This is a genomic window from Kiloniellales bacterium, from assembly GCA_030066685.1.
Taxonomy (GTDB): Bacteria; Pseudomonadota; Alphaproteobacteria; order Kiloniellales; family JAKSBE01; genus JAKSBE01.
Genome location: JASJBF010000001.1, coordinates 221,068 through 243,207, shown reverse-complemented (window position 1 = coordinate 243,207; position 22,140 = coordinate 221,068). Strand labels below are relative to the sequence as shown.

Below are 22,140 nucleotides of genomic sequence, written 5' to 3'. Positions count from 1 at the left end.
CCAAAGGCGGCGGGGGTCAAAGCGAAGACTTCCGCCGCCAGCGGCGAGACCACCTCGATCCGGCACCCGGTCGCCGGACGTCCGCCGCGCAGCTTCTGCTTGAGACTCGCCGTCATGGCAAGAGGCCTATCACCAACTGAGGCTGGATGACAGGCTTTAGCGAACCAGCACCTTGCAGAATGCGGCTGGATCGCTGCTGCGCATCTGCTGGCAGAGGCTCTGGGCGTCGGCCCGGTTCTCGATCGGTCCGACCATCACCCGATAGTAGATCCCGCGGCTACCGAGATCGACCTTGGTGAACAGGGGCGAAAGGTCGTCAAGGATGTCGCCGTGCTGGCGCCGGACCTGCTTCCAGTGCGCCTCGGCGTCATCTGAGCTTTTCATCGACGCCAGCCAGATATGGACGCCTTTCGGCGTGGCGCCGGTGATCTTTGCAATCGCTGGACTTGGGCCGGGCTGGTTTCCGCCTCTGATCACGTTCGGCAGCGGGGCCGGCCTTGCCGCCAGCTGCTGGCTTCCGGGCTGCGGCGCCGGCCGCGTCACCGGATTGGTGCCCGGTGCGACCGCCGCCTGCTGCGCGGCCCGTGGGCGCGAAGTCGCCTGCGCAGGCCCAACCGGAACCGCCTCGACGCTTTCAAGCCGGACGCCCGTGCCCTGAGCCGAGGTTCCCTGAGCCGAGGGTTCCTGACGGGGGTCGATCCCGCCACGGTAAGCTTCGGCCGAGGCACCGCCGCCGGTCCCGGCCTGCGGCAGCTGGCGTTGGGTCACCGTCGTGCCCTGCCCGGACTCGGACGCGTCGGTCGCCGAACCGTCCGAAGGGGCGAGCGGCGAGGAACCGTTGGCGCCGTCGGCGCTCCCGACGACGGCCGTCTGCGTGATCGGCTCAGTCTTTACCGAAGAGGGTCTTACGCCTTTATCTTCAAGCATTACCGCAAGTCGACGGCCCATGACGTGGCCCTGGGCCGCCGCCAGCTTGTACCAGCCCAAGGCCCTGGATTCATTGCGCTCCGTGCCGATGCCCAGGCGGTACATCTCGCCGATCGCGAACTGCCCGTCCTTCAGGCCGGCATCGGCGGCCTGGGCGAACCAGCGTGTCGCCTCGATCTCGTTCTTCTCCGTGCCGTCACCACGGAAGTAGGCCAAGCCAAGGTTGTAATAGGCCGTGGAGTGTCCCGCCTTGGCGGCCTCTCTCCAGAGCTCGACCGCCCGCGCCTTGTCCTCCTGAACGCCGAGGCCCTGGGAATACATGTGCCCGAGGTTGTTCTGCGCCGCGGCCACCCCCTGAACCACGGCGAGCTCATACCATTTGACGGCGGCGTCGAGGTCCTGCGGGATCGTCTCGCTGCCCCGCTCGTAGATCAACGCCAAGCCGAACTGGGCCAAGGCGTCCCCCGCCTCGGCCAAGGGATTCCAGATCTCGTAGGCTTTTTCGACTTGTCCGGCCCGAAAGGCCTCGAGGCCGTCACGATAAGTCTGCGCTTGCGCAGACGAGACCGCTGCCAGGAAGAGGACGAACAGGGGGAGAATTCGTCTAAACGGCATAGCCGGGTCTTCCCGAACTCGTTGGAAGTTCCAGTTGGCAAACGCTGCCGCAAGCCATCCATGAACGCAAGGCGAAAGGCATCACTACCCCAAAGTTTCTACCATCGCGGGTCTTACTATTTCGCGCCGAGGGCGCCCGCGGCGACCGTGCGACGAGACTTCTCCAGCTCATCGACGACCTCGATCCGGGATGGCATCGCCCGGACCCGTCGTCGGGACAGGCCCGGCGCTGCCTCGGCCGGCGCCGTCTCCAATCAGCGGTGGACACAACGTCACCCTTCGAAATCTACAACACCACCTCATACTCTCCGTAGAGAGACTTGAAAGATGGTTAATTTTCTGGAAATGGGGTGACCAGCGGGATTCGAACCCGCGACCTCTAGGACCACAACCTAGCGCTCTAACCAACTGAGCTATGGTCACCGCAACGAGAACGCAGCCGCTGGCTCACCAACGGCGCCGGGCTGTTTACTCCCGGGCGGAGCGCAGGTCAACCCGAGCCGCCGGCTTGCTGTCACCGCCGAAGCGGGCGTAGCCTGCCCTTCTCCGGGACGTAGTATCCGGCAACCTCGCGGCGGAGCCAAGATGAACATGCTTAAGACCGCACAAGCCATGGAGCGCCTGGGCACCGAGACCGCCTTCGAGGTCCTGGCGCGGGCCAAGGCCCTGGAGTCCCAAGGCCGCTCCATTATCAACCTGGGCATCGGCCAGCCGGACTTCCAGACCCCGCCGCACATCGTCGAGGCGGCGATCAAGGCACTGCGGGACGGCCACCACGGCTACACGCCCGCCAACGGCATTCCCGAACTGCGCGAGGCGGTCGCCGCCGACCTCGCTGCGCGCCACGGCGTCGTGGTCGACCCGGGCCAGGTGATGATCGTGCCGGGCGGCAAGGTGACGATGTTCTTCGCGATCATGATGTTCGGGGAGCCCGGGACCGAGATCCTCTACCCCAATCCGGGCTTCCCGATCTACGAGTCCGTGATCGCCTACAGCGGCGCAAAGCCGGTCGCCATCCCGCTGGAGGAGAAGGACGGCTTTGCCTTTTCGGCCGAGGCGGTGCTGTCCCGGCTGACCGAGCGCAGCCGGCTGCTGATCCTCAACAGTCCGGCCAACCCGACCGGCGGGGTGACGCCCAAGGCCGAGGTCGACCGACTGGTCGAGGGGCTCGCCGCATTCCCCCAGGTGGCGCTGCTCTCCGACGAAATCTACAGCCGCATGCTCTATGGCGGCCGCCGGCACACCACCCTGCTCGGCTACGAGGAACTGCGCGATCGGGTCATCCTGCTCGACGGCTGGAGCAAGACCTACGCCATGACCGGCTGGCGCCTGGGCTTCGGGGTCTGGCCCCGCGACCTGGTGGAGAAGGCCAATCGGCTGTCGGTGAACTGCCATTCCTGCGTCAATGCGGCCGCCCAGTATGCCGGCATCGCCGCGCTGACCGGCCCCCAGGACGAGGTCGAGCGCATGGTCGCCGCCTTCGACCAGCGGCGCCAAGTGGTCATGGACGAGGTTGCGGCAATCCCGGGCCTGTCCTGCGTCGAGCCGGCCGGCGCCTTCTACGCCTTCCCCAACATCCGGGCGACCGGCATCAGCGCCAAGCAGCTCGAGACTGGGCTTCTGGAGCAGGCCGGGGTCGCCACAGTGGCCGGGACCAGCTTCGGCCGCCACGGCGAGGGATTCATCAGGCTGTCCTACGCCAATTCGGTCGAGAACATCCGCGAGGCTCTCGCGCGCATCGGAAGCTGGCTCGGCGGTCAAAAATCGGATGCGGGCGCTGCCTAAAAAAGCGGCAACCTGATTACCAAATCGGCAATCAGGGTTGCCGCGGCAGCGGACACGCCCTGCCGACACGGCGGAATCGGTCGGAATTCGGTCCCCCGGCGGACTTGGCACGCGCCCTGCTAAAGGCTGTCCAACGGCGTCCGTCGGGCGCCGATCCCTTATCCGTGACGCAAGCGAGCCGGAACATGAAAAAGATCGAAGCCATCATCAAGCCGTTCAAGCTGGACGAGGTGAAGGAAGCCCTCCACGAGATCGGCATCAAGGGCATCACGGTGATCGAGGCCAAGGGCTTCGGCCGGCAAAAAGGCCACACGGAGCTATACCGCGGCGCCGAATATGTCGTCGACTTCCTGCCGAAGGTGAAGGTCGAGGTCGTTCTCGAGGACGGCCTCGTCGAGCGCGCCGTAGAAGCCATCCAACAGGCGGCCCAGACCGGCCGCATCGGAGACGGAAAGATCTTTGTGAGCTCGATCGACGAAGCGATCCGGATCCGCACCGGCGAACGCGGCGCGGAAGCCGTCTAGCCCAAGCCGTCCGGTCGCAGCCGTTCGAACGGCTGGCCCCCGGCCCGGGGGCCAGCACCACACCAAGTCAATCCACTTGCCATCAGGGGAAGGCACAAGATGTCTGATGCCAGCACCGTTTTGAAGATGATCCAGGAGAACGACGTCAAGTACGTCGACTACCGCTTCACCGACCCGCGCGGGAAGTGGCAGCACCTGGCGATGAAGTCGGACGCGGTCGACGAAGAGGCCCTGGACGAGGGCATCATGTTCGACGGCTCCTCGATCGCCGGCTGGAAGGCGATCAACGAGTCCGACATGAACCTCAAACCTGACCTTTCGACCGCGGTCATGGATCCCTTCGCCGCGCAGCCGCAGCTGATCCTGTTCTGCAACATCACCGAGCCGACCACGGGCGAGCCCTACGGCCGCTGCCCACGCTCGACCGCGGTCAAGGCCGAGGCCTACCTCAGCTCGTCCGGCGTCGGCGACACCGCGATCTTCGGACCGGAGGCGGAGTTCTTCGTCTTCGACGACGTCCGCTACGCCAACAACATGAACCACAGCTTCTTTCGCTTCGAGTCCGAGGAAGGCCCCTATATGACCGGCGAGGTCTTCGAGGAAGGCAACTTGGGCCACCGCCCGGCGGCCAAGGGCGGCTACTTCCCGGTGCCGCCGGTGGACTCCGGCACCGACCTGCGCGCCGAGATGGTCTCGGTCATGGCCGAGATGGGCTTGACCATGGAGAAGCACCACCACGAAGTCGCGCCATCGCAGCACGAGCTCGGCCTCAGGTTCGACACCCTGACCCGCTGCGCCGACAACATGCAGATCTACAAGTACGTGGTGCACAACGTCGCCCACACCTATGGCAAGACGGCGACCTTCATGCCCAAGCCGGTGTTCGGCGACAACGGCTCGGGGATGCACACCCACCAGTCGATCTCCAAGGGCGGCGAGCCGCTCTTCGCCGGCGACGGCTATGCCGGGCTATCGGAGACCGCGCTCTACTACATCGGCGGCGTGATCAAGCACGCTCGGGCGATCAATGCCTTCGCCAATCCGACGACCAACAGCTACAAGCGCTTGATCCCGGGCTTCGAGGCGCCGGTGCTGCTCGCCTACTCGGCGCGCAACCGCTCGGCCTCCTGCCGGATCCCCTTCGGTGCCGGGCCCAAGGCCAAGCGGGTCGAGATCCGTTTCCCGGATCCTTCGGCCAACCCCTACATGGCCTTCGCCGCCATGCTGATGGCCGGCCTAGACGGCATCCAGAACCGGATCCACCCGGGCGATCCGATGGACAAGAACCTCTACGACCTGCCGCCCGAGGAGCTCAAGGACGTGCCGACGGTCTGCGGCTCGCTGCGCCAGGCCATGGAGGCCCTGATCGACGACCACGAGTTCCTGCTGGCCGGCGACGTCTTCACCAAGGACCAGCTGGACGCCTACATGGAGCTGCGCTGGGAGGAGATCTACGCCTTCGAGCACGCCCCGCACCCGATCGAGTTCCAGATGTACTACTCGGTCTGATCGCAAATCGCCGAACACGGAGCTTGCGGGCCGCCCCTTCGGGCGGCCCGTTCTCTTTGTGATGCAAGACCCTTGCGCGGCGCGCCTCAGCGCGGCAGCTCGACCGTCATCTCCTTGCCGCCGCTGCCGTGGACCTTGTCGTGGCCGCGGATGACGACCTCGGTCACGCCCTCGGGCACCGCGACCCCGCCGAGCGATCGGGTAAAGGGCTGCTCCTCGACGTGGGGGTGGTAGAGCACGCGGGTGCCGAGCAGCTTGCCGTCCGGGGTCAGGACGTCCCACTTGTCGGCGTAGTGGTCCCAGCCCTCGTCGGCGTGCTTGAGGGTGACGTCGAAGCGCCAGAGGTTGCCACCCTCCTTGATGGCGCGGGCGCCGACGACGTCGGTCTCTCCGGCCTGGGCGGCGGCGGCGAGGCCGAGGGCGGCGAGGATCGGGATCAGGCGTTTCATGGGCTGTGCTCCTTCTTCACCGCTCGGGGCCTGCCGTCTTCGTCGAGGGCGACGAAGACGAACTCCCCCTGGGTGACCTTGACCCGCTGGCCGCTCTGCCGCCGCAGCGCCCAGGCTTCGAGGTTCAGGGTGATCGAGGTCCGGCCGATGCGCGGCTCCGAGGCGTAGACGCAGAGCACGTCGCCGACGAAGACCGGAAGATGGAAGGTCATGGCGGTGACCGCGACGGTCGCCACCCTGCCCTTCGCGATCTGCGCCGCCGCGATGCCGCCGGCGATGTCCATCTGCGCCAGGACCCAGCCGCCGAAGATGTCGCCGCTGGGATTGGCGTCGGCCGGCATGGCCAGGGTCCGGGTCTGCATTTCCCCGCGGGGCTGATCCCGGGTCTCGCTGTCTTCGGCCACGCTGCGCGGCTCCTCTGAGGTGACGTTCATGGCTGGTCGGCCTTGACACTGGCCACTACATAATCATCCAGTTACCGCGCCTCCAGAGCGATTCGCCGCCACCGCCACCGGAGACCCCGCAGGACATGGCCGATCTCTTCCAGAACACGCCCGCCAAGGCAAGCGACTACTCGGCGAAGGACATCGAAGTGCTGGAAGGCCTGGAGCCGGTCCGACGGCGCCCGGGCATGTACATCGGCGGCACCGACGAGCGCGCGCTGCATCACCTCGTGGCCGAGCTACTGGACAACGCCATGGACGAGGCGGTCGCCGGCCACGCGACCCGGATCGAGGTCGAGCTCTCCGGCGACGGCAGCACCACGGTGCGCGACAACGGTCGCGGCATCCCTGTCGATCCGCACAGGAAGTTCAAGGGCAAGTCGGCCCTCGAGGTTATCCTCACCACCCTGCACTCCGGGGCCAAGTTCTCTCAGAAGGCCTACCAGACCTCGGGCGGCCTGCACGGAGTCGGCGTCTCGGTGGTGAATGCGCTGTCGGAGCGGCTGCTGGTCGAGGTCGCCCGCGACCGCAAGCTCTGGCGCCAGGAGTACCAGCGCGGCAAGCCCAAGACCAAGCTGAAGACCGTCGGCCAGGCGCCGAACCGCCGCGGCACCAGCGTCACCTTCTGGCCGGATACCGGGATCTTCGGCGAGGGCGCCCGGCTGCACCCGCCGACGCTCTACCGCATGGCTCGCTCCAAGGCCTACCTCTTCAAGGGCGTCGAGATCCGCTGGCGCTGCGACCCGGCGCTGCTGCGCGGCAAGGACAAGGTCCCGGACAGCGAAGATCTCCACTTTCCCAACGGCTTGCGGGACTTTCTCGATGCCGCCCTGCAGGACGGCCGGACCCTGACCCCTGACCCCTTCGTCGGCGAGACCAAGCTGCCGGACGGGGCCGGACGGGTCGAATGGGCGATCTCCTGGCCGGCCAGCGAGGAAGGCTTCGTCCACTCCTACTGCAACACCGTGCCGACCACCCAGGGCGGCAGCCACGAGTCCGGCCTGCGCAGCGGCATGCTGCGCAGCCTCAAGGCCTACGGCGACCTGGTCGGCAACCGCCGGGCCGGCAAGATCACGGCCGAGGACGTCCTCGGCGGCGCCGCGGCCCTGCTGTCGATCTTCATCAAGAACCCGCAGTTCCAGGGCCAGACCAAGGAGCGCCTGGCCTCGCCGGAGGCAGCGCGCCTGGTCGAGGCCGTGGTCAAGGACCACTTTGACCACTGGCTGTCCGGCCATCCGGAACGCGCCCGCACCCTGCTGGAGCGGGTCGTGGCCCGCGCCGAGGACCGCCTGCGCAAGCGCCAGGAGCGGGAGCTGAACCGCAAGTCGGCGACCCGCAAGCTACGACTGCCGGGCAAGCTCGCCGACTGCGCGCGCAGCCGCTCGGAAGGCACCGAGATCTTCCTGGTCGAGGGCGATTCCGCCGGCGGCTCGGCCAAGCAGGCGCGCAACCGGGACACCCAGGCGGTGCTGCCGCTGCGCGGCAAGATCCTCAACGTCGCAAGCGCGACCGCCGACAAGATGAAGGCCAACCAGGAGCTCAGCGACCTCATCCAGGCCCTGGGCTGCGGCTCCGGCGCCGGCTTCGACGTCGACCGTCTGCGCTACGAACGGGTCATCATCATGACCGACGCCGACGTCGACGGCGCCCACATCGCCTCGCTGCTGCTGACTTTCTTCTTCCGGGAGATGCCAGGCCTGATCGAGGCCGGTCGGGTCTTCCTGGCGCAGCCGCCGCTCTACCGCCTGGCTCAGGGCGGCAAGAGTGTCTACGCCCGCGACGACGCCCACAAGGAGGAGCTGCTGCGCAGCGACTTCAAGCCCAACGCCAAGGTCGACATCAGCCGCTTCAAGGGCCTGGGCGAGATGCCGCCGAGCCAGCTCAAGCAGACCACCATGAGCCCGGACGCCCGGACCCTGCTGCGGGTCACCGTGGTCGATCCCGAAGCGGTCGATCCCAAGGCCGGGATCAAGGAGACCGCGGACCTAGTCGAGCGGCTGATGGGCCGAAAGCCGGAGCTGCGCTTCGCCTTCATCCAGGAGCACGCCCGCTTCGTCGAGGAGATCGACGTCTAGCCTTGGATGCCGCTAGCCCGCCGCGCACCTGAGGAAGTCGGCTTCGCCGTAGCCGCGCGGAAAGCAGCCCCGCTCCAGGTCGCGGTAGCCGCAGCACACCGTGAAGTCCGGCAGGCCAAGGGCCTTGGCCAGAGCCTCGTGGCGCTCGAAGGCGAAGACATAGCCGGTCTCGTCGTCGAGGGCGCGCAGGATGGCCTCGACCTCGGCCGGGTCTGCGGCCGGGCCGAAGGCCGCGCAGAGCGCCTGGGCATCCCCGCCTTCGGGTATCGAGACGCCGTCGTCGTCCAGGTCGAGGTCGTCGTCCAGGCCGAGGCACTCGCCCTCGAAGAAATCGGGAGCGGAATTGTACTCGTGGTCCAGGACCCCGGCAGCATAGAGGCCGTACCAGAGCAGGTCGTCGTCGTGGTTCAGCACGGCCAGCGCCGGACAGCCAAGCTGCTCGGAAAGCTTGGCGGCAAAGGCGCGTATGTGGTCGTCGTCCTGGGAGTCGCAGCCTGCCTCGCAGACCGTGGTCAGGCCGCCTACGGTCTGCGACAGGTAGGCATCGAAGCCCGCCTCGGCCAGCCAGGCGGCGATCCGATCCCGGCCCGGTCCCTTGAGCGTGACGTTGACGTAGAAGTTCCCCATCGGCGCCCTCCCCCGGCCAGCCCTCTGCGGCCGATCATGGTGCCCCTGGGGGGATAAAACCGGGTTAATCCGCGAGCCAGGCTCGCAGGGCCTGGTTCACGGCCTCGGGCCGTTCGAGGGTTGAAAGATGGCCGCAGTGCTCGATCACCACGAGGCGGGCATCGCGCATTCCGGCGGCCATGGCGGTGTGTTTGTCGACCGGAGTCAGGGCGTCCTCGCGGCCGCAGAGCACCAGGGTCGGGCAGGAGACCTTGACCAGAGTCGGACGGCTGTCGGGGCGGGTCATGATCGCCTGCTGCTGGCGCAGGAAGGCGGCCTTGCCGACCGCCTCGGCCATCGCCGTCACCAGCCCGACCAAGTCCCGGTCCTCGAGCCGGGCCCGGTGGATCAGCAGGGGCAGGAGCCGGGGCGTGACTCCCTTGAACTCGCCCTTCTCCGCCAGCTCGATCAGGCCGCGCCGACGCGCCGTCTGCTCTTCGGTATCCGGGTCGGACCTGGTGTCCAGCAGGGCCAGGCGCAGAACCCGCTCCGGCGCCCGGCGCAGGATCTCGAAGGCGACGTAGCCGCCCATGGAAAGCCCGGCCAGGGCGAATCGCGGCGGCATGGCGGCGAGGACGCTCTCGGCCATTTCGCTGACGCTGCTCTGGGTCGTGAAGTCGGCGACCCAAGGCTCGGCCAGGTCGGCCAGCGCGGCGACCTGGGGCGCCCAGAGTCGGGCGTCGCAGAGCAGCCCGGGCAGCAGGGCGAGCGGAACCCGCTCCGACATCGGCTGTTTCTCCTATTTGACGAGCTGCAGGAGGTCCTTGAACTCCGGACGGTCGGCCCGTTCGAGCCATTCGAAGACGGCCATTTCCGTGGTCACGGCTTCGACGCCGGCCCGGGTCATGCGCGCCAAGGCCGCCTCGGCATTTGCCGGATCGCGCGAACCCGTGGCGTCGGCGACGATGTAGGTGCGATAGCCCGCCTCGGCCAGGCTGATCGCCGACTGCATGACGCAGACATGGGCCTCGCAGCCGGCGACCACGACCTGCGGCCGGCCCAGCGTCGACAGGCGGTCGCGGATCTCCGCCGCGCCCAGGCAGGAGAAGGTGATCTTCTCGAAGCGCGCCTCCAGGGGGATCACCGGATCGAGCTCCGCCACCGTGGCGCCCAGGCCGCGCGGATTGTGCTCCGAGGCCAGGACCGGCACGCCCAAGCGGCTCGACGCCCGCGCGAGCACCTCGACGTTGCGCAGGATGGCCGAGCGGTTGGGGATCGCCGGCGCCAGACGCGCCTGCACGTCGACCACGAGAAGAACCGAGGCCTCGGCCTTGAGAAGCCGGGAGTCGCTCACTATCAAAGGCTTAACCAGTCGCGCTGTAGAAGGTGTCAGCAAAGTAACGCAAGCGTGGTGACAGGACCAGTAAACGCCCGTTTCCAGACCGGCCACAGAGATTGACTTTGCCGACATCGACCCTAAGATGCGCCGCGAATCGCCTCGGTACATGGCCTGCCGGCCGTTCTGCCTAGAGGCCCTTTCTCCGAACCGAATTGAATGAGTTGATGGATTTCTCCGATCTCGGGCTCAGCCCGGAAGTGCTCAGGGCCGTAGACGAGTCCGGCTATCAGACTCCCACGCCGATTCAGGAAAAGGCGATCCCCTATGTCCTCATGGGCCGCGACATCCTGGGTTGTGCCCAAACCGGGACCGGCAAGACCGCCTCCTTCACCCTGCCGATGATCGACATCCTGGCCAGCGGCCGGGCCCGGGCGCGCATGCCGCGCTCGCTGATCCTGGAGCCGACCCGCGAGCTGGCCGCCCAGGTCTCGGAGAACTTCGAGCGCTACGGCAAGTTCAACCGCCTCTCGATGGCATTGCTGATCGGCGGCTCCTCCTTCGTCGATCAAGAGAAGGCCCTGGACCGCGGGGTCGACGTGCTGATCGCGACCCCGGGGCGCCTGATCGATCTCTTCGAGCGCGGCAAGATCCTGCTCGCCGACGTGAAGGTCCTCGTCATTGACGAAGCCGACCGCATGCTTGACATGGGCTTCATTCCCGACGTCGAGCGCATCGTCGGACTGCTGCCGAAGATCCGCCAGACCCTGTTCTTCTCGGCGACCATGCCGCCGGAAATCCGCAAGCTGGCCGACGCCTTCTTGATGAACCCCAAGGAGATCTCGGTCAGCCCGCCCGCCTCCACCGCAGAAACCGTCAGCCAGTCGATGGTTCGGGTCGGGCCCAGGGACAAGCGCAAGGCCTTGCGCACGCTGCTGAGCCAGGACGAGATCCGCAGCGCGCTGATCTTCTGCAACCGCAAGCGCGACGTCGACGTAGTCCACCGTTCGCTGAAGCGCCACGGCTTTTCCGTCGACTGTCTGCACGGCGACATGATCCAGTCGAAGCGCATGGAGACCCTCGAGGGCTTCAAGAAGGGCGAGGTGAAGCTCCTGGTCTGCTCCGACGTCGCCGCCCGCGGGCTCGATATCCCGGAGGTTTCACACGTCGTTAACTTCGATGTGCCAACACACGCGGAAGACTATGTGCATCGGATCGGACGGACCGGTCGTGCCGGCCGCAGCGGCAAGGCCTTGACCCTGGTGACGCCGGAGGAGAACAGGTCGCTCGCTGCGATCAAGCGGCTGATCGGCAAGCCGATCCCCGAAATCGAGCTGGACGGTATGGAAGCGGCAAGCACGAGGGCGGAACCGGAGACCGGAGCGCGCGGCGGCGCGACCGCGGAGAAGACCAGGAGCCGGCGGCGCAGCACTAAGACGGGCGGCGCGCGCGGCCGCAAGACCGCCGACGCCCCGGCGCCCGAGGCCGTCGTTGCGGAGGCCCCTGCGCCCGAGGCGCGGAGCGCGAAGGCCGCGCTTTCCCAGGCGTCCGAGAGCGAAAGCACCTCCAAGCCCTTTGGCAAGGACACGCCCGCCTTCCTGCTCCGGCCGGTCAAGCTCGCTGCCGGCGGCTGAGGCCCGGCCGCCGCGGGCGAGCCCTGACGGACATCCGTAGAGCCAGGACGCCATGACGGACGGACGCAGAGACGATCCGGTTTGGGCGACGCTCGCCGCCTTCCGGAAGTACCGGGCCGATATCGGGCACGGCTGGGAGGCCTTCCTGCGCGAACGTCTCCTGGGTTGGGCCCTACGCTGGACGATCGGCTTCTTCGGGATCTTTCTGGTCACCTACTTCTATCCGGACTTCGCTTGGCTGTGGTGGGCCGGCGCCGGTCTCGCACTGTTTTCCCTGGCCTTGCTGCTGGGCGGGCAATGGCTGATCTCCCGAAAGCTCGCACAGGCGGAGGCCTCTCTGGACGACCTGGAGACGACGCTCGAAGAACTCGAGGCAGAGGGTCTGTTGACCGACGGCGAGTCGCGTCCGGAGACCTGAAGACCGCGCTTGCCCGTTGGCGCAGGCGTCCGATCGGCTATGATCCCGGAAGCGCGGTGGGAGGAGTCGGCATGCAGACTGTCTTCATCATGGTCAAGTGCGAGTTGGGCAAGGCCTACGACGTCGCCGACGGCCTGGTTCAGAACCTCGAGCAGGTCTCGGAGGTGCACTCGATATCGGGCCAATACGACCTGCTGGTGAAATGCTATCTGGCCGACGACGACGACCTCGGCCACTTCGTCACCGACCGCATCCAGACCCTGCCGGGCATCAAGGACACCTTCACCCTGGTCGGCTACAAGGCCTTCAGCTAGAGGCTTGCCCTCGTCGTCCGACCCGGCTGCGGGCCCCCGCAATCTGACGCTGCGCTTTGCCGGCTTCTACGGCGTGGTCTTTCTCGTGCTCGGTGCGCAGCTGCCCTATTGGCCGCTGTGGCTGGAGGCGCGCGGGCTCTCCGGCAGCGAGATCGGGGTGCTGCTGGCCGCCGCAGCCTGGATCAAGGTCGCCAGCAATCCGCTGACCGGCTACCTCGCCGACGCCAGCGGCCGGCCTCGGCTGGTGATCGCCGCACTGATGGCCCTCGGCGCCCTCGGCTTTGTCGGCTTCAGCCTGGCTCAAGGCTTCTGGGTGCTACTGCCGCTTCAGATCCTGACCGCCGCCTGCTTCCAGGGATTACTGCCGCTTGGCGAAAGCCAGGCCCTGGCCGCGGTCCGTCGCCACGGCCTCGACTACGGCCGCAGCCGCCTCTGGGGCTCGGTCACCTTCGTCGCCGGGGTCCTGACGGTCGGCGCCGGCCTCGACCTGCTCCCGGTCGAGAGCCTGCCCTGGCTGCTGGCCGCCGGCCTCGGTCTCGGGCTGCTGGCGGCACGGGCCCTCCCCGCCTCGGCCGAGGACCGGCAAAGGCCGGGCAAGGGCGACCTGAAGCGCCTCCTGTCGGATGCGCCGCTGCTGTGGATGCTGCTGGCCGCGGCCCTGGTCCAGGCGAGCCACGCCGTCTACTACGTCTTCTCGGCGGTCGCCTGGCGGGCGGCCGGGCACGGCACCTTCACCATCGGCTGGCTCTGGACCGAGGGCGTGCTTGCCGAGATCCTCTTCTTCCTGCTCAGCGGCCGGATCCTGGAGCGCGTCCCCCTGCGCGGCCTGGTGCTGCTGGCGGCGGCCGGCGGGCTGCTGCGCTGGAGCGTGACTGCAACGACCACCGAACTGCCCATTCTGGCCGCGGTCCAGCTGCTTCACGCGGCGACCTTCGCGGCCGCGCACCTGGCCGCCGTCCACGTCATCGCCGCGCGCGCGCCGGACGGCCTCGCCGCCACTGGCCAGAGCCTCTACGCCAGCGTCAGCGGCGGAGTCCTCATGGGCTTCGTGATGCTGGCGATCGGTCCGCTCTACGAGCGGCTCGGGCTCCAGAGCTTCTATGCCATGGCCGGCCTCTGCGGCCTGGCCTTGATCTTGATCTTCTTAGCGCCTCGTGTTTCCTCGGCAGGGGAACGGGAGGGCCCGCCATGACCACGGACCGAAGCGACCCGGCCGCGCAGTTCTCGCGCCAGGCCGAAGCCTATGTCGCCAGCGCAAGCCACGCGAAGGACGCCGATCTGGACATCGTCGAGGCGCTGGCCGACTGTCGGGCCGGGGACCGCTGCCTCGACGTCGCGACCGGCCCAGGCAACGTGGCCTTCCGCCTGGCGCGCACCGCCGGGCTGGTCGTCGCCTGCGACATCGCGCCCGGCATGCTGCAGGTCGCCCGGCGCCAGGCCGAGCAAAAAGGCCTGACGAACCTCTGCCTCGTGCGCGCGGCCTCCGAGGCCCTGCCCTTCCCCGCTGGCGCCTTCGACGCCATCACCTGCCGCATCGCGCCGCATCACTTCCGCTCGGTGCCCGCCTTCCTCGCAGAGGCGGCGCGTTGCCTCAAGCCCGGCGGCCGCTTCGTGCTCGAAGACAGCCTTGCCCCGGAGACAACCGAGGCCGCGGCCTTTCTCGAGGCGGTCGAAAAGTCGCGCGACGCCAGCCACGTCCACACGCTGTCCCGCGCGGAGTGGATCGGCGCCCTTGCGGCGGCCGGGCTGCGCATCACCGACGAGCAGGTCTTCCGCAAGGTTCACGACTTCGGGCCCTGGATCGAGCGCACCGGGCTCGAGCGCGGCGCCATCGATGCCATCGTCGCGCGGATCCTGGCCGCACCGGCGGCGGTGACCCAGGGGCTCTTCGAACTCGACGGCGATCGGGTGACTCGACTTCACGACCGCAAGCTGATCCTGCGCGCCGAGATCTGATCGAGCTTCCGCGCTCGCAAATGCCTGCAAAGCGGTCGCAGGTGATCGCTCAAGTCGCTTGTCGCCCTTTGCCGCGATCTGATAGCTTCCGCTTTGCCCGAGATAACAGGGGGGTAGAACGACAATGATGCCGGGCTGCTTCGCAAGAAAATGATCAAGGCACTCCTCCACGCGATCAGCCTTGGCATCCTGCTCGCCATCATCTGGCTGACCCTTTCCGGATTCTTCCAGCCCCTGCTCCTGGCTCTCGGCGTGGTTTCCTGCGTCGCCGTGGTCCTGATCGCGCATCGCATGGACGTGATCGATCACGAGGGCCATCCCATTCACCTGGGCTGGCGCATCCTGGCCTATTGGGTCTGGCTGAGCTGGGAGATCGTCAAGTCGAATATCGACGTCGCGCGGCGCATCCTCAATCCGGCGCTGCCCATATCACCCCGCCTGATCCGGGTGACGGCGAGCCAGAAGAGCGAACTCGGCCATGTGATCTACGCCAACTCGATCACCTTGACCCCGGGCACCGTGTCGATGCTGGTCCAGGACAGGACGATCCTGGTGCACGCCATCGCCGAGGAAATGGCCGAAGATCTGGATTCCGGAGAGATGGACCGTCGGGTCACCGCAGTCGAGGACCCGCCATCCAGAAAGGAGACGGCGACCTAATGTTCTTGATGGCGACCTTGGCGGTCCTGGTGACCATGGCCATGACCCTGATCCGGGCGCTGCTCGGGCCGACGATCTACGATCGGGTGCTGGCGGTGAACACCTTCGGCACCGCCACCGTTCTGCTGATCGCGGTGCTCGGCTTCCTGATCGACCGGCCGGACTTCCTCGACTTGGCGCTGGTCTACGCCTTGATCAACTTCATCGGCACCATTGCAGCCCTGAAGTTCCTGAAGTTCCGCGACCTCGGCACGCCCGGGCCGAGCTCCCTCGCCGACGAGGAATAGGGAAACCGGCGATGGAGCTGCTTCCGGATATCTTGAGCTGGGTCTTCCTTGGCCTGGGCGCCGCGTTCCTGATCATCGGCGGGATCGGCATTCTGCGTTTTCCGGACCTCTATGCGCGCATGCACGCCGCAGGTGTCATCGACACGCTGGGATGCGCCCTGCTTCTGATCGGCCTGACGCTTCAGGCGGGGCTGACGCTGGTCACCCTGAAGCTCCTGCTGATCCTGGTCTTCGTACAGTTCACCAGTCCGACGGCGACCTACGCCCTGGCCAATGCGGCCTACCGCAGCGGCCTCGCCCCTCTCCTGAGCTCGAAGGACGACGGATCATCGAAGCTCTAGTCGACATCACCCTGCTGGCCTTCCTGGCTGCCGTCGCGATCGGCATCATCCGGCTCGACAATCTCTTCGCCGTCGTAATGCTGAGCGGAATCTACAGCCTGCTGTCGGCCGGGCTCTTCGTGACGTTGGATGCGGTCGACGTCGCCTTCACCGAGGCCGCGGTCGGCGGCGGCATCTCGACCGTGCTCCTGCTCGGCACGCTGGCCCTGACCGGGGAAGACTCCAAGCCGCGCCAGGCCCGCTGGCGGCTGGCGCTGCCCGTGGTCGTGATCACCGGCGGCGCCCTGATTTACGGGACCCTGGACATGCCACGCTACGGCGATCCCACCGCGCCGATCCATCAGCACGTGGTGCCGCGCTACATCCAGGACTCGCCACAGGAGACCGGTCTGCCGAACATCGTGACCTCGGTCCTGGCCAGCTACCGCGGCTACGACACCATGGGCGAGGTGACGGTCATCTTCACCGCGGGCATCGGCGTCATGGTCCTGCTCGGGGTCGCGACCCGACGCCGGCGCCGGCCTAAGCCGGCCGAAGCCGAGCCGGAGGAGTCCGCGCTGGCGGAGGAGGAAGGCGCATGAGACGCCATCTCGTCCTTCGGGTCGTCGCCAAGCTGCTGATCCCCCCGATCCTGCTCTTCGCGCTCTACGTCCAGTTCCACGGCGATTTCGGTCCCGGCGGAGGTTTCCAGGCCGGTGTGATCTTCGGAGCCGGCTTCATCCTCTATGCGCTGATCTACGGCGTGGAGAACGCCCAGCGCGTCGCGCCGCCCGGCCTGGTCCGCTTCCTGGTCGCGCTCGGCGTTTTGATCTTTGCCGGAGTCGGGGTCGTCGACCTGCTGCTGGGCGGCAACTACCTGGACTACGACGTCATGGCCAAGGACCCTGTGGCGGGCCAGCACATCGGCATTCTTCTTGTCGAGCTCGGCGTCGGAATCACCGTCGCGGCGGTAATGATGACCATCTTCTTCGCCTTTGCGGGACGGGAGCGCTAGGTCGTGGAGCTGCTCGGTCTTTACAACTACTGGATCGTGGTCGTGCTGATGATGGCGGGCTTCTACACCGTCATCGCCTTCGACAACCTGGTGAAGAAGATCGTCGGGCTGACCATCTTCCAGACCTCGGTCTTCATTCTCTACATATCGATGGGCAAGGTCAGCGGCGGTACCGCACCGATCCTGACCGGCGAACCCGAGGTCTTCTCCAACCCCCTGCCCCACGTCCTGATCCTGACCGCGATCGTGGTCGGCATCTCGACCACAGCGCTCGGCCTGGCGCTCATCGTCCGCATCAAGGAAGCCTACGGCACCATCGAGGAAGACGAAATCCAGGCCCAGGACGACCGCCAGTGATCTCCGCCCACCTGCCCGCGCTCCAGGTGGTGGTGCCGCTGATCGCGGCGCCGCTCTGCGTGATCCTGCGCCGGGGAACCTGGACCTGGGCGCTCGCGCTCCTGGTCTCCTGGATCAGCCTGGCGATCTCCGTGTTCTTGCTCGGCCAGGTGTTGGACGACGGCCCGTTGTCCTATGCCTTCGGCGGCTGGGAGCCGCCCTGGGGCATCGAGTACCGGATCGACGCGCTCAACGCTTATGTTCTGCTGATCGTCTCCATCGTCGGCGCCGTGGTCCTGCCCTTCGCGCGGCGGAGCGCGCTGGAGGAGGTCCCGGAATCCCTGCACAGCCTGTTCTACGCCAGCTTTCTGCTTTGCCTGACCGGTCTGCTCGGCGTGACGATCACCGGCGATGCCTTCAACCTCTTCGTGTTCCTGGAGATCTCGTCGCTGTCGTCCTACGTGCTGATAAGCCTGGGCCGCGACCGCCGGGCGCTGCACGCCGCCTTCCAGTACCTGATCCTGGGCACCATCGGCGCCACCTTCATCGTGATCGGCATCGGTCTGCTCTACATGGCCACTGGCACATTGAACATGGCCGATTTGGCGAACCGCCTGCCCTACGTCGACGAGAGCCGCACGGTCTTGGTCTCCTTCGCCTTCATCACTGTCGGCGCCACGCTCAAGCTAGCGCTGTTTCCGCTGCACTTCTGGCTGCCCAACGCCTACGCCTTCGCGCCCTCGGCGGTCACCGCCTTCCTGGCGGCGACGGCGACCAAGGTCGGGGTCTATATCCTTCTGCGCTTCTTCTTCACAGTCTACAGCTTCGACTTCCCCCTCAAGGCGATCACTCTCCAGGGCATGCTGATGCCGCTGTCGGTCATCGCCGTCCTGGTTGCCTCGACCGTGGCGATTTTCGAGACCAACGTGAAGCGGATGCTGGCCTATTCCAGCGTCGCCCAGATCGGCTACATGATCCTTGGGCTCTCCTTCATCTCCGTCACCGGGGTCACCGCCGGGATCCTGCACATCTTTAACCACGCCCTTATGAAGGGCGGCCTGTTCCTTGCGCTGGGCTGCGTTTTCCTCCGCCTCGGCTCGGTCGAGCTCGACCGGCTGCGCGGCCTGGGGCGGCGCATGCCGCTGACCATGTTCGCCTTCGTCCTCGGCGGATTGAGCCTGATCGGCGTGCCCCTGACGGCCGGCTTCGTCAGCAAGTGGTACCTGGTGCTCGGCGCTCTGGAGGACGACCGCTGGCTGGTCGCCCTGGCGGTGCTGGTCGGCTCGCTGCTTGCTCTAGTCTACGTCTGGCGCGTGGTCGAAGTCGCTTATCTCCAGCCCCCGTCGGATGACGCCAAGGTGGCGGAGGCACCGCTGTCGATGCTGATCCCGACCTGGGTGCTGATCGGCGCCAGTATCTACTTCGGCATCGAGACCTCCCTCTCGGTCGGCGTCGCAAAGACCGCCGCGGAACTCCTTCTCGACGTGGGTCCGTCACCGTGACGGCGGAGACCAAGATCCTGCTGGCGCTCCTGGTGCCGTCGCTCGGCGCGCTGCTGATCAGCCTCAGCGGCCGCCGGCCCAACCTGCGCGAGGCGGTCACGCTGATCACGGCCGTCCTGCTGTTCGGCGACGTCCTGCTGCTGCTGCCCGAAATCGCCGCCGGGTCCCGGCCGTCGCTCACCCTGACCCAGATCCAGATCTTCCCCAGCGTGCCGATCCGCTTTGAGGTCGAGCCCCTAGGCATGATGTTCGCGGTCATCGCCTCGGGCCTCTGGATCGTCAACTCGCTTTATTCCATCGGCTACATGCGCGGGAACCAGGAGCAGAACCAGACCCGCTTCTACGTCTGCTTCGCGACTGCACTGGCCAGCACCATGGGCGTCGCCTTCGCCGGCAACATGCTAACCTTGTTCATATTCTATGAGGCGCTGACGCTTTCGACCTATCCCCTTGTGACCCACAAGGGCAATGAGGAGGCCAAAGCCGGCGGGCGGGTCTACCTGGGGATCCTGCTGGCCACCTCGATCGGCCTGCTGCTTCTGGGAATGCTGGCGACCTGGAACATTGCGGGGACTCTCGATTTCCTGCCCGGCGGCATCCTCGAGGGCAAGGCCTCGGGTCCACTGCTCGGCCTTCTGCTGTTCCTCTACATGTTCGGCATCGGCAAGGCGGCCTTGATGCCCATCCACCGCTGGCTGCCCTCGGCCATGGTCGCGCCGACCCCCGTCAGCGCCCTGCTCCACGCGGTCGCCGTGGTCAAGGCCGGGGTCTTCACAGTGCTCAAGGTGACGGTCTACATCTTCGGGGTCGACTTCCTGGGCCGCAGCGGGCTCGGCGACTGGGTGGCCTACGTGGCGGCTGCAACCATCCTGCTCGCTTCCCTGGTCGCCATGACCAAAGACAACCTCAAGGCGCGGCTGGCCTACTCGACGGTGAGCCAGTTGTCCTATGTGGTGCTGGGGGCGATGCTGGCCAGCACGCTCGGCGTCATCGGCGGCGGCATGCACATCGCCATGCACGCCGTCGGCAAGATCACGTTGTTTTTCTGCGCCGGGGCGATCTACGTCGCCACCCACAAGACCGAGATCAGCGAGATGGCCGGGATCGGCCGCAGCATGCCGATCACCATGTCCGCCTTCTTTCTGGGTTCGCTCAGCATCATCGGCCTGCCGCCTTTCGGCGGCGCCTGGAGCAAATGGTATCTCGCCTTGGGCGCAGCGGAGACCGGCCATACTCTGCTGGTTGCCGTGCTGATGATCTCCTCACTGCTGAACGTCGCTTACTTGATGCCGATCGTCGCCAGAGCCTTCTTCCTGCCCCCGCCCGAAAGCGCCAGTTCGGCCGCCGTCGGGATCCGCGAAGCGCCTATGTTCTGCGTCGTGCCGCTGTCGATCACCGCGCTGGGCTGCCTGGCGCTCTTCTTCTATGCCGACAGTGTCTACGACTTCCTGACGCTCCTCGTCACGCCACAGGGATGACGCCATGGCCGACCACGACAAAGAAAGGACCTACTGGCTGGATGATCCGGCGAACGTGAAGAAGGTCGTCTGGGCCCTGGTCGGGGTCTGTGTGATCGTCTTCCTCGCCGACGCCCTGATCCACAAGCACGGCTACTTCCAGGTCGAGCACATCTTCGGCTTCTACGGCATCTACGGCTTCGTCGTTTGCGTCGGGCTCGTGCTGGCCGCCAAGGCGCTGCGGATCATCCTGATGCGCCCCGAGGATTACTACGATTCCGATGACTAGCTTGTCCCCGGGCCTGATCCTGATCCTCGGCGCGCTGGCGGTGCCGCTGCTGCGCGGCCAGGCGCGCAATCTCTACATGCTGGCCCTGCCGGTCCTGGGGCTGGCCAGCGTGCTCCTGCTCGAGCCGGGCAGCCACTGGCAGCTCTCGGTCCTGGGCATCGACCTGGAGATTGTCCGCGTGGACCGCCTGTCGACGATCTTCGGCATCATCTTCTGCATCGCCGCGGCACTCGGCGTCCTCTACAGCCTGCACGACCAGGACCCGGTACAGCAGGTCGCCGGCCTGATCTACGCCGGCGCCGCCATCGGCGCGGTCTTCGCAGGGGACCTGGTGACGCTCTTCGTGTTCTGGGAACTGACGGCGATTGCCTCGGTGTTTCTCATCTGGGCGCGGCGCAGCGAGCGCGCCTATCGTGCCGGGATGCGCTACCTGATCATCCAGGTCGGCTCGGGGGTGCTGCTGCTGGCCGGGGCCATCCTGCACTTCGATGCGACCGGCTCGCTGGTCTTCGGCGAGCTCGGCCTGGGCAGCCTCGGGACCAACCTGATCTTCCTGGCCTTCGGCATCAAATGCGCCTTCCCCCTGCTGCACAACTGGCTGGAGGACGCCTATCCCGAGGCGACCGTCAGCGGCACGGTGATGCTGAGCGCCTTCACGACCAAGCTGGCGGTCTATTCCCTGGCGCGCGGCTTTCCGGGCACCGAGATCCTGATCTACATCGGCGTCTCCATGACCGCCTTCCCGATCTTCTACGCGGTCATCGAGAACGACCTGCGCCGGGTCCTGGCCTACAGCCTCAACAACCAGCTCGGCTTCATGGTCGCGGGCATCGGCGTTGGCAGCCAGCTGGCCCTCAACGGCACGGCGGCGCACGCCTTCTGCCACATCATCTACAAGGCCCTGCTGTTCATGTCGATGGGGGCCGTCCTGCACCGCACCGGCACGATCAAGGGCTCGGAACTGGGCGGGCTCTACAAGTCGATGCCCTGGACAGCCGGCTTCTGCATCGTCGGCGCCGCCTCGATCTCGGCCTTTCCGCTGTTCAGCGGCTTCGTCTCGAAGTCCCTGATCCTGAGCGCGATCGCCGAGGAGGGCTACTTCGTGCCCTGGCTGATCCTGCTCTTCGCCTCGGCCGGCGTGTTCCACCACTCGGGCATCAAGATCCCCTTCTTTGCCTTCTTCGCCCACGACAGCGGCATCCGGGTCAAGGAGGCGCCGGCCAACATGCTGGCCGCCATGGCCATCGCCGCCTTCCTGTGCATCGGCATCGGGGTCTATCCGGCGCCGCTCTACGCCCTGCTGCCCTTCGACGTGGACTATCAGCCCTACACGGCAGAGCATGTCGTGACCCAGCTTCAGCTCCTGCTGTTCTCGGCGCTGGCCTTCACCTGGCTGATGCGCACGGGCCTCTACCCGCCGGAGCTGCGCTCGGTGAATCTGGACAGCGACTGGATCTACCGGCGCGCCCTGCCGCGGCTGATCCATGCCGGGGCCGAGATCTTCAAGCCCCTGGAGATGGGCCTCCGCCAGGCGGGCCTGCGCGCGGTCTATGCCGTGATCCTGCGCACCGAACGCCATCATGGGCCGACAGGGATCCTTGGCCGGACCTGGACCACCGGGGACACGGTGATGTGGGTCGCGATCCTGCTCGGGGTCTACCTGATCCTCTTTTTCCTCTGACT

At 66.8% G+C, this 22,140-nt stretch carries 25 protein-coding genes and 1 tRNA gene; 19 read left to right on the top strand and 7 right to left on the bottom strand.

The window, feature by feature from the left end; genetic code table 11:
- Window positions 1–156: 156 nt before the first annotated feature.
- Window positions 157–1,542, bottom strand: a complete 1,386-nt coding sequence (locus QNJ30_01130) for an SPOR domain-containing protein (protein ID MDJ0942039.1) — start codon at window positions 1,540–1,542, stop codon at window positions 157–159.
- A gap of 346 nt (window positions 1,543–1,888) precedes the next feature.
- Window positions 1,889–1,965: transfer RNA gene (locus tag QNJ30_01125), tRNA-His, on the bottom strand.
- A 168-nt stretch (window positions 1,966–2,133) separates the two neighbouring features.
- Between QNJ30_01125 and QNJ30_01120 the strand changes: the two genes are divergently transcribed.
- The 3 genes from QNJ30_01120 (at window position 2,134) to glnA (ending at window position 5,360) form a co-directional block, all read left to right on the top strand.
- Window positions 2,134–3,327 carry a pyridoxal phosphate-dependent aminotransferase gene (locus QNJ30_01120; protein ID MDJ0942038.1) on the top strand — a complete coding sequence of 398 codons (1,194 nt, stop codon included), beginning with the start codon at window positions 2,134–2,136 and terminating at the stop codon, window positions 3,325–3,327.
- Window positions 3,328–3,512: 185 nt separating this feature from the next.
- Window positions 3,513–3,851 (top strand): P-II family nitrogen regulator, encoded by a 339-nt coding sequence (locus QNJ30_01115; protein ID MDJ0942037.1) that lies wholly within the window; start codon window positions 3,513–3,515, stop codon window positions 3,849–3,851.
- A 99-nt stretch (window positions 3,852–3,950) separates the two neighbouring features.
- Window positions 3,951–5,360 (top strand): type I glutamate--ammonia ligase, encoded by a 1,410-nt coding sequence (gene glnA, locus QNJ30_01110; GenBank protein MDJ0942036.1) that lies wholly within the window; start codon window positions 3,951–3,953, stop codon window positions 5,358–5,360.
- Window positions 5,361–5,446: 86 nt separating this feature from the next.
- Here the strand turns inward: glnA and QNJ30_01105 are convergent, their stop codons facing one another.
- Together QNJ30_01105 and QNJ30_01100 are read right to left on the bottom strand one after the other, a co-directional pair.
- Window positions 5,447–5,809 (bottom strand): hypothetical protein, encoded by a 363-nt coding sequence (locus QNJ30_01105; protein ID MDJ0942035.1) that lies wholly within the window; start codon window positions 5,807–5,809, stop codon window positions 5,447–5,449.
- Complete coding sequence (locus tag QNJ30_01100; GenBank protein ID MDJ0942034.1) at window positions 5,806–6,243, bottom strand: acyl-CoA thioesterase; 438 nt, start codon at window positions 6,241–6,243, stop codon at window positions 5,806–5,808. The genes QNJ30_01105 and QNJ30_01100 overlap by 4 nt, the downstream gene beginning before the upstream one ends.
- A 95-nt stretch (window positions 6,244–6,338) precedes the next feature.
- Here QNJ30_01100 and parE point away from each other — a divergent pair, with 95 nt between their 5' ends.
- Window positions 6,339–8,327, top strand: coding sequence for a DNA topoisomerase IV subunit B (parE, locus tag QNJ30_01095; protein MDJ0942033.1), 1,989 nt, complete (start codon window positions 6,339–6,341; stop codon window positions 8,325–8,327).
- Between the two features lie 12 nt (window positions 8,328–8,339).
- On the opposite strand, the gene QNJ30_01090 is transcribed toward parE, so the two are convergent.
- The 3 genes from QNJ30_01090 to QNJ30_01080 all read right to left on the bottom strand — a co-directional run bounded on the left by QNJ30_01090 (window position 8,340) and on the right by QNJ30_01080 (window position 10,287).
- The gene (locus tag QNJ30_01090; protein ID MDJ0942032.1) at window positions 8,340–8,954 is read right to left on the bottom strand and encodes a hypothetical protein; all 615 of its coding nucleotides are present in this window, start codon (window positions 8,952–8,954) and stop codon (window positions 8,340–8,342) included.
- Window positions 8,955–9,018: 64 nt separating this feature from the next.
- The gene (locus tag QNJ30_01085; protein ID MDJ0942031.1) at window positions 9,019–9,720 is read right to left on the bottom strand and encodes an alpha/beta fold hydrolase; all 702 of its coding nucleotides are present in this window, start codon (window positions 9,718–9,720) and stop codon (window positions 9,019–9,021) included.
- A gap of 12 nt (window positions 9,721–9,732) precedes the next feature.
- Window positions 9,733–10,287, bottom strand: a complete 555-nt coding sequence (locus QNJ30_01080; protein ID MDJ0942030.1) for a hydrolase — start codon at window positions 10,285–10,287, stop codon at window positions 9,733–9,735.
- A gap of 209 nt (window positions 10,288–10,496) precedes the next feature.
- On the opposite strand from QNJ30_01080, the gene QNJ30_01075 reads away from it, so the two are divergent.
- From QNJ30_01075 to QNJ30_01005, 15 genes are all read left to right on the top strand, one after another.
- On the top strand, window positions 10,497–11,903 hold the full coding sequence (locus QNJ30_01075; protein MDJ0942029.1) for a DEAD/DEAH box helicase: 1,407 nt from the start codon (window positions 10,497–10,499) through the stop codon (window positions 11,901–11,903).
- A gap of 52 nt (window positions 11,904–11,955) precedes the next feature.
- Window positions 11,956–12,321 carry a hypothetical protein gene (locus tag QNJ30_01070; protein ID MDJ0942028.1) on the top strand — a complete coding sequence of 122 codons (366 nt, stop codon included), beginning with the start codon at window positions 11,956–11,958 and terminating at the stop codon, window positions 12,319–12,321.
- 71 nt (window positions 12,322–12,392) lie between these two features.
- On the top strand, window positions 12,393–12,635 hold the full coding sequence (locus QNJ30_01065; protein MDJ0942027.1) for an Lrp/AsnC ligand binding domain-containing protein: 243 nt from the start codon (window positions 12,393–12,395) through the stop codon (window positions 12,633–12,635).
- A gap of 4 nt (window positions 12,636–12,639) precedes the next feature.
- Window positions 12,640–13,827, top strand: coding sequence for an MFS transporter (locus QNJ30_01060; protein MDJ0942026.1), 1,188 nt, complete (start codon window positions 12,640–12,642; stop codon window positions 13,825–13,827).
- Window positions 13,824–14,591: a methyltransferase domain-containing protein gene (locus QNJ30_01055; GenBank protein MDJ0942025.1), complete on the top strand. Its 768-nt coding sequence runs from the start codon at window positions 13,824–13,826 to the stop codon at window positions 14,589–14,591. The genes QNJ30_01060 and QNJ30_01055 overlap by 4 nt, the downstream gene beginning before the upstream one ends.
- A 150-nt stretch (window positions 14,592–14,741) precedes the next feature.
- The gene (locus tag QNJ30_01050; GenBank protein ID MDJ0942024.1) at window positions 14,742–15,251 is read left to right on the top strand and encodes a Na+/H+ antiporter subunit E; all 510 of its coding nucleotides are present in this window, start codon (window positions 14,742–14,744) and stop codon (window positions 15,249–15,251) included.
- Window positions 15,251–15,538 (top strand): monovalent cation/H+ antiporter complex subunit F, encoded by a 288-nt coding sequence (locus QNJ30_01045; GenBank protein MDJ0942023.1) that lies wholly within the window; start codon window positions 15,251–15,253, stop codon window positions 15,536–15,538. The genes QNJ30_01050 and QNJ30_01045 overlap by 1 nt, the downstream gene beginning before the upstream one ends.
- An 11-nt stretch (window positions 15,539–15,549) precedes the next feature.
- Window positions 15,550–15,879 (top strand): monovalent cation/H(+) antiporter subunit G, encoded by a 330-nt coding sequence (gene mnhG, locus QNJ30_01040; GenBank protein MDJ0942022.1) that lies wholly within the window; start codon window positions 15,550–15,552, stop codon window positions 15,877–15,879.
- A complete protein-coding gene (locus QNJ30_01035; protein MDJ0942021.1) occupies window positions 15,867–16,460 on the top strand; it encodes a DUF4040 domain-containing protein in 594 nt (197 codons plus the stop codon). Before mnhG ends, QNJ30_01035 begins: the two co-directional genes overlap by 13 nt.
- On the top strand, window positions 16,457–16,873 hold the full coding sequence (locus QNJ30_01030; protein ID MDJ0942020.1) for a Na(+)/H(+) antiporter subunit B: 417 nt from the start codon (window positions 16,457–16,459) through the stop codon (window positions 16,871–16,873). Before QNJ30_01035 ends, QNJ30_01030 begins: the two co-directional genes overlap by 4 nt.
- A 3-nt stretch (window positions 16,874–16,876) precedes the next feature.
- Entirely contained in the window at window positions 16,877–17,230 is a 354-nt protein-coding gene (locus QNJ30_01025; protein MDJ0942019.1) for a cation:proton antiporter subunit C, read from the top strand.
- Window positions 17,227–18,711, top strand: a complete 1,485-nt coding sequence (locus QNJ30_01020) for a monovalent cation/H+ antiporter subunit D family protein (GenBank protein MDJ0942018.1) — start codon at window positions 17,227–17,229, stop codon at window positions 18,709–18,711. Before QNJ30_01025 ends, QNJ30_01020 begins: the two co-directional genes overlap by 4 nt.
- Window positions 18,708–20,189, top strand: a complete 1,482-nt coding sequence (locus tag QNJ30_01015) for a monovalent cation/H+ antiporter subunit D family protein (protein ID MDJ0942017.1) — start codon at window positions 18,708–18,710, stop codon at window positions 20,187–20,189. Before QNJ30_01020 ends, QNJ30_01015 begins: the two co-directional genes overlap by 4 nt.
- 4 nt (window positions 20,190–20,193) lie before the next feature.
- The gene (locus QNJ30_01010) at window positions 20,194–20,457 is read left to right on the top strand and encodes a hypothetical protein (GenBank protein MDJ0942016.1); all 264 of its coding nucleotides are present in this window, start codon (window positions 20,194–20,196) and stop codon (window positions 20,455–20,457) included.
- The gene (locus tag QNJ30_01005; GenBank protein MDJ0942015.1) at window positions 20,450–22,138 is read left to right on the top strand and encodes a Na(+)/H(+) antiporter subunit D; all 1,689 of its coding nucleotides are present in this window, start codon (window positions 20,450–20,452) and stop codon (window positions 22,136–22,138) included. Before QNJ30_01010 ends, QNJ30_01005 begins: the two co-directional genes overlap by 8 nt.
- Window positions 22,139–22,140: the final 2 nt, after the last annotated feature.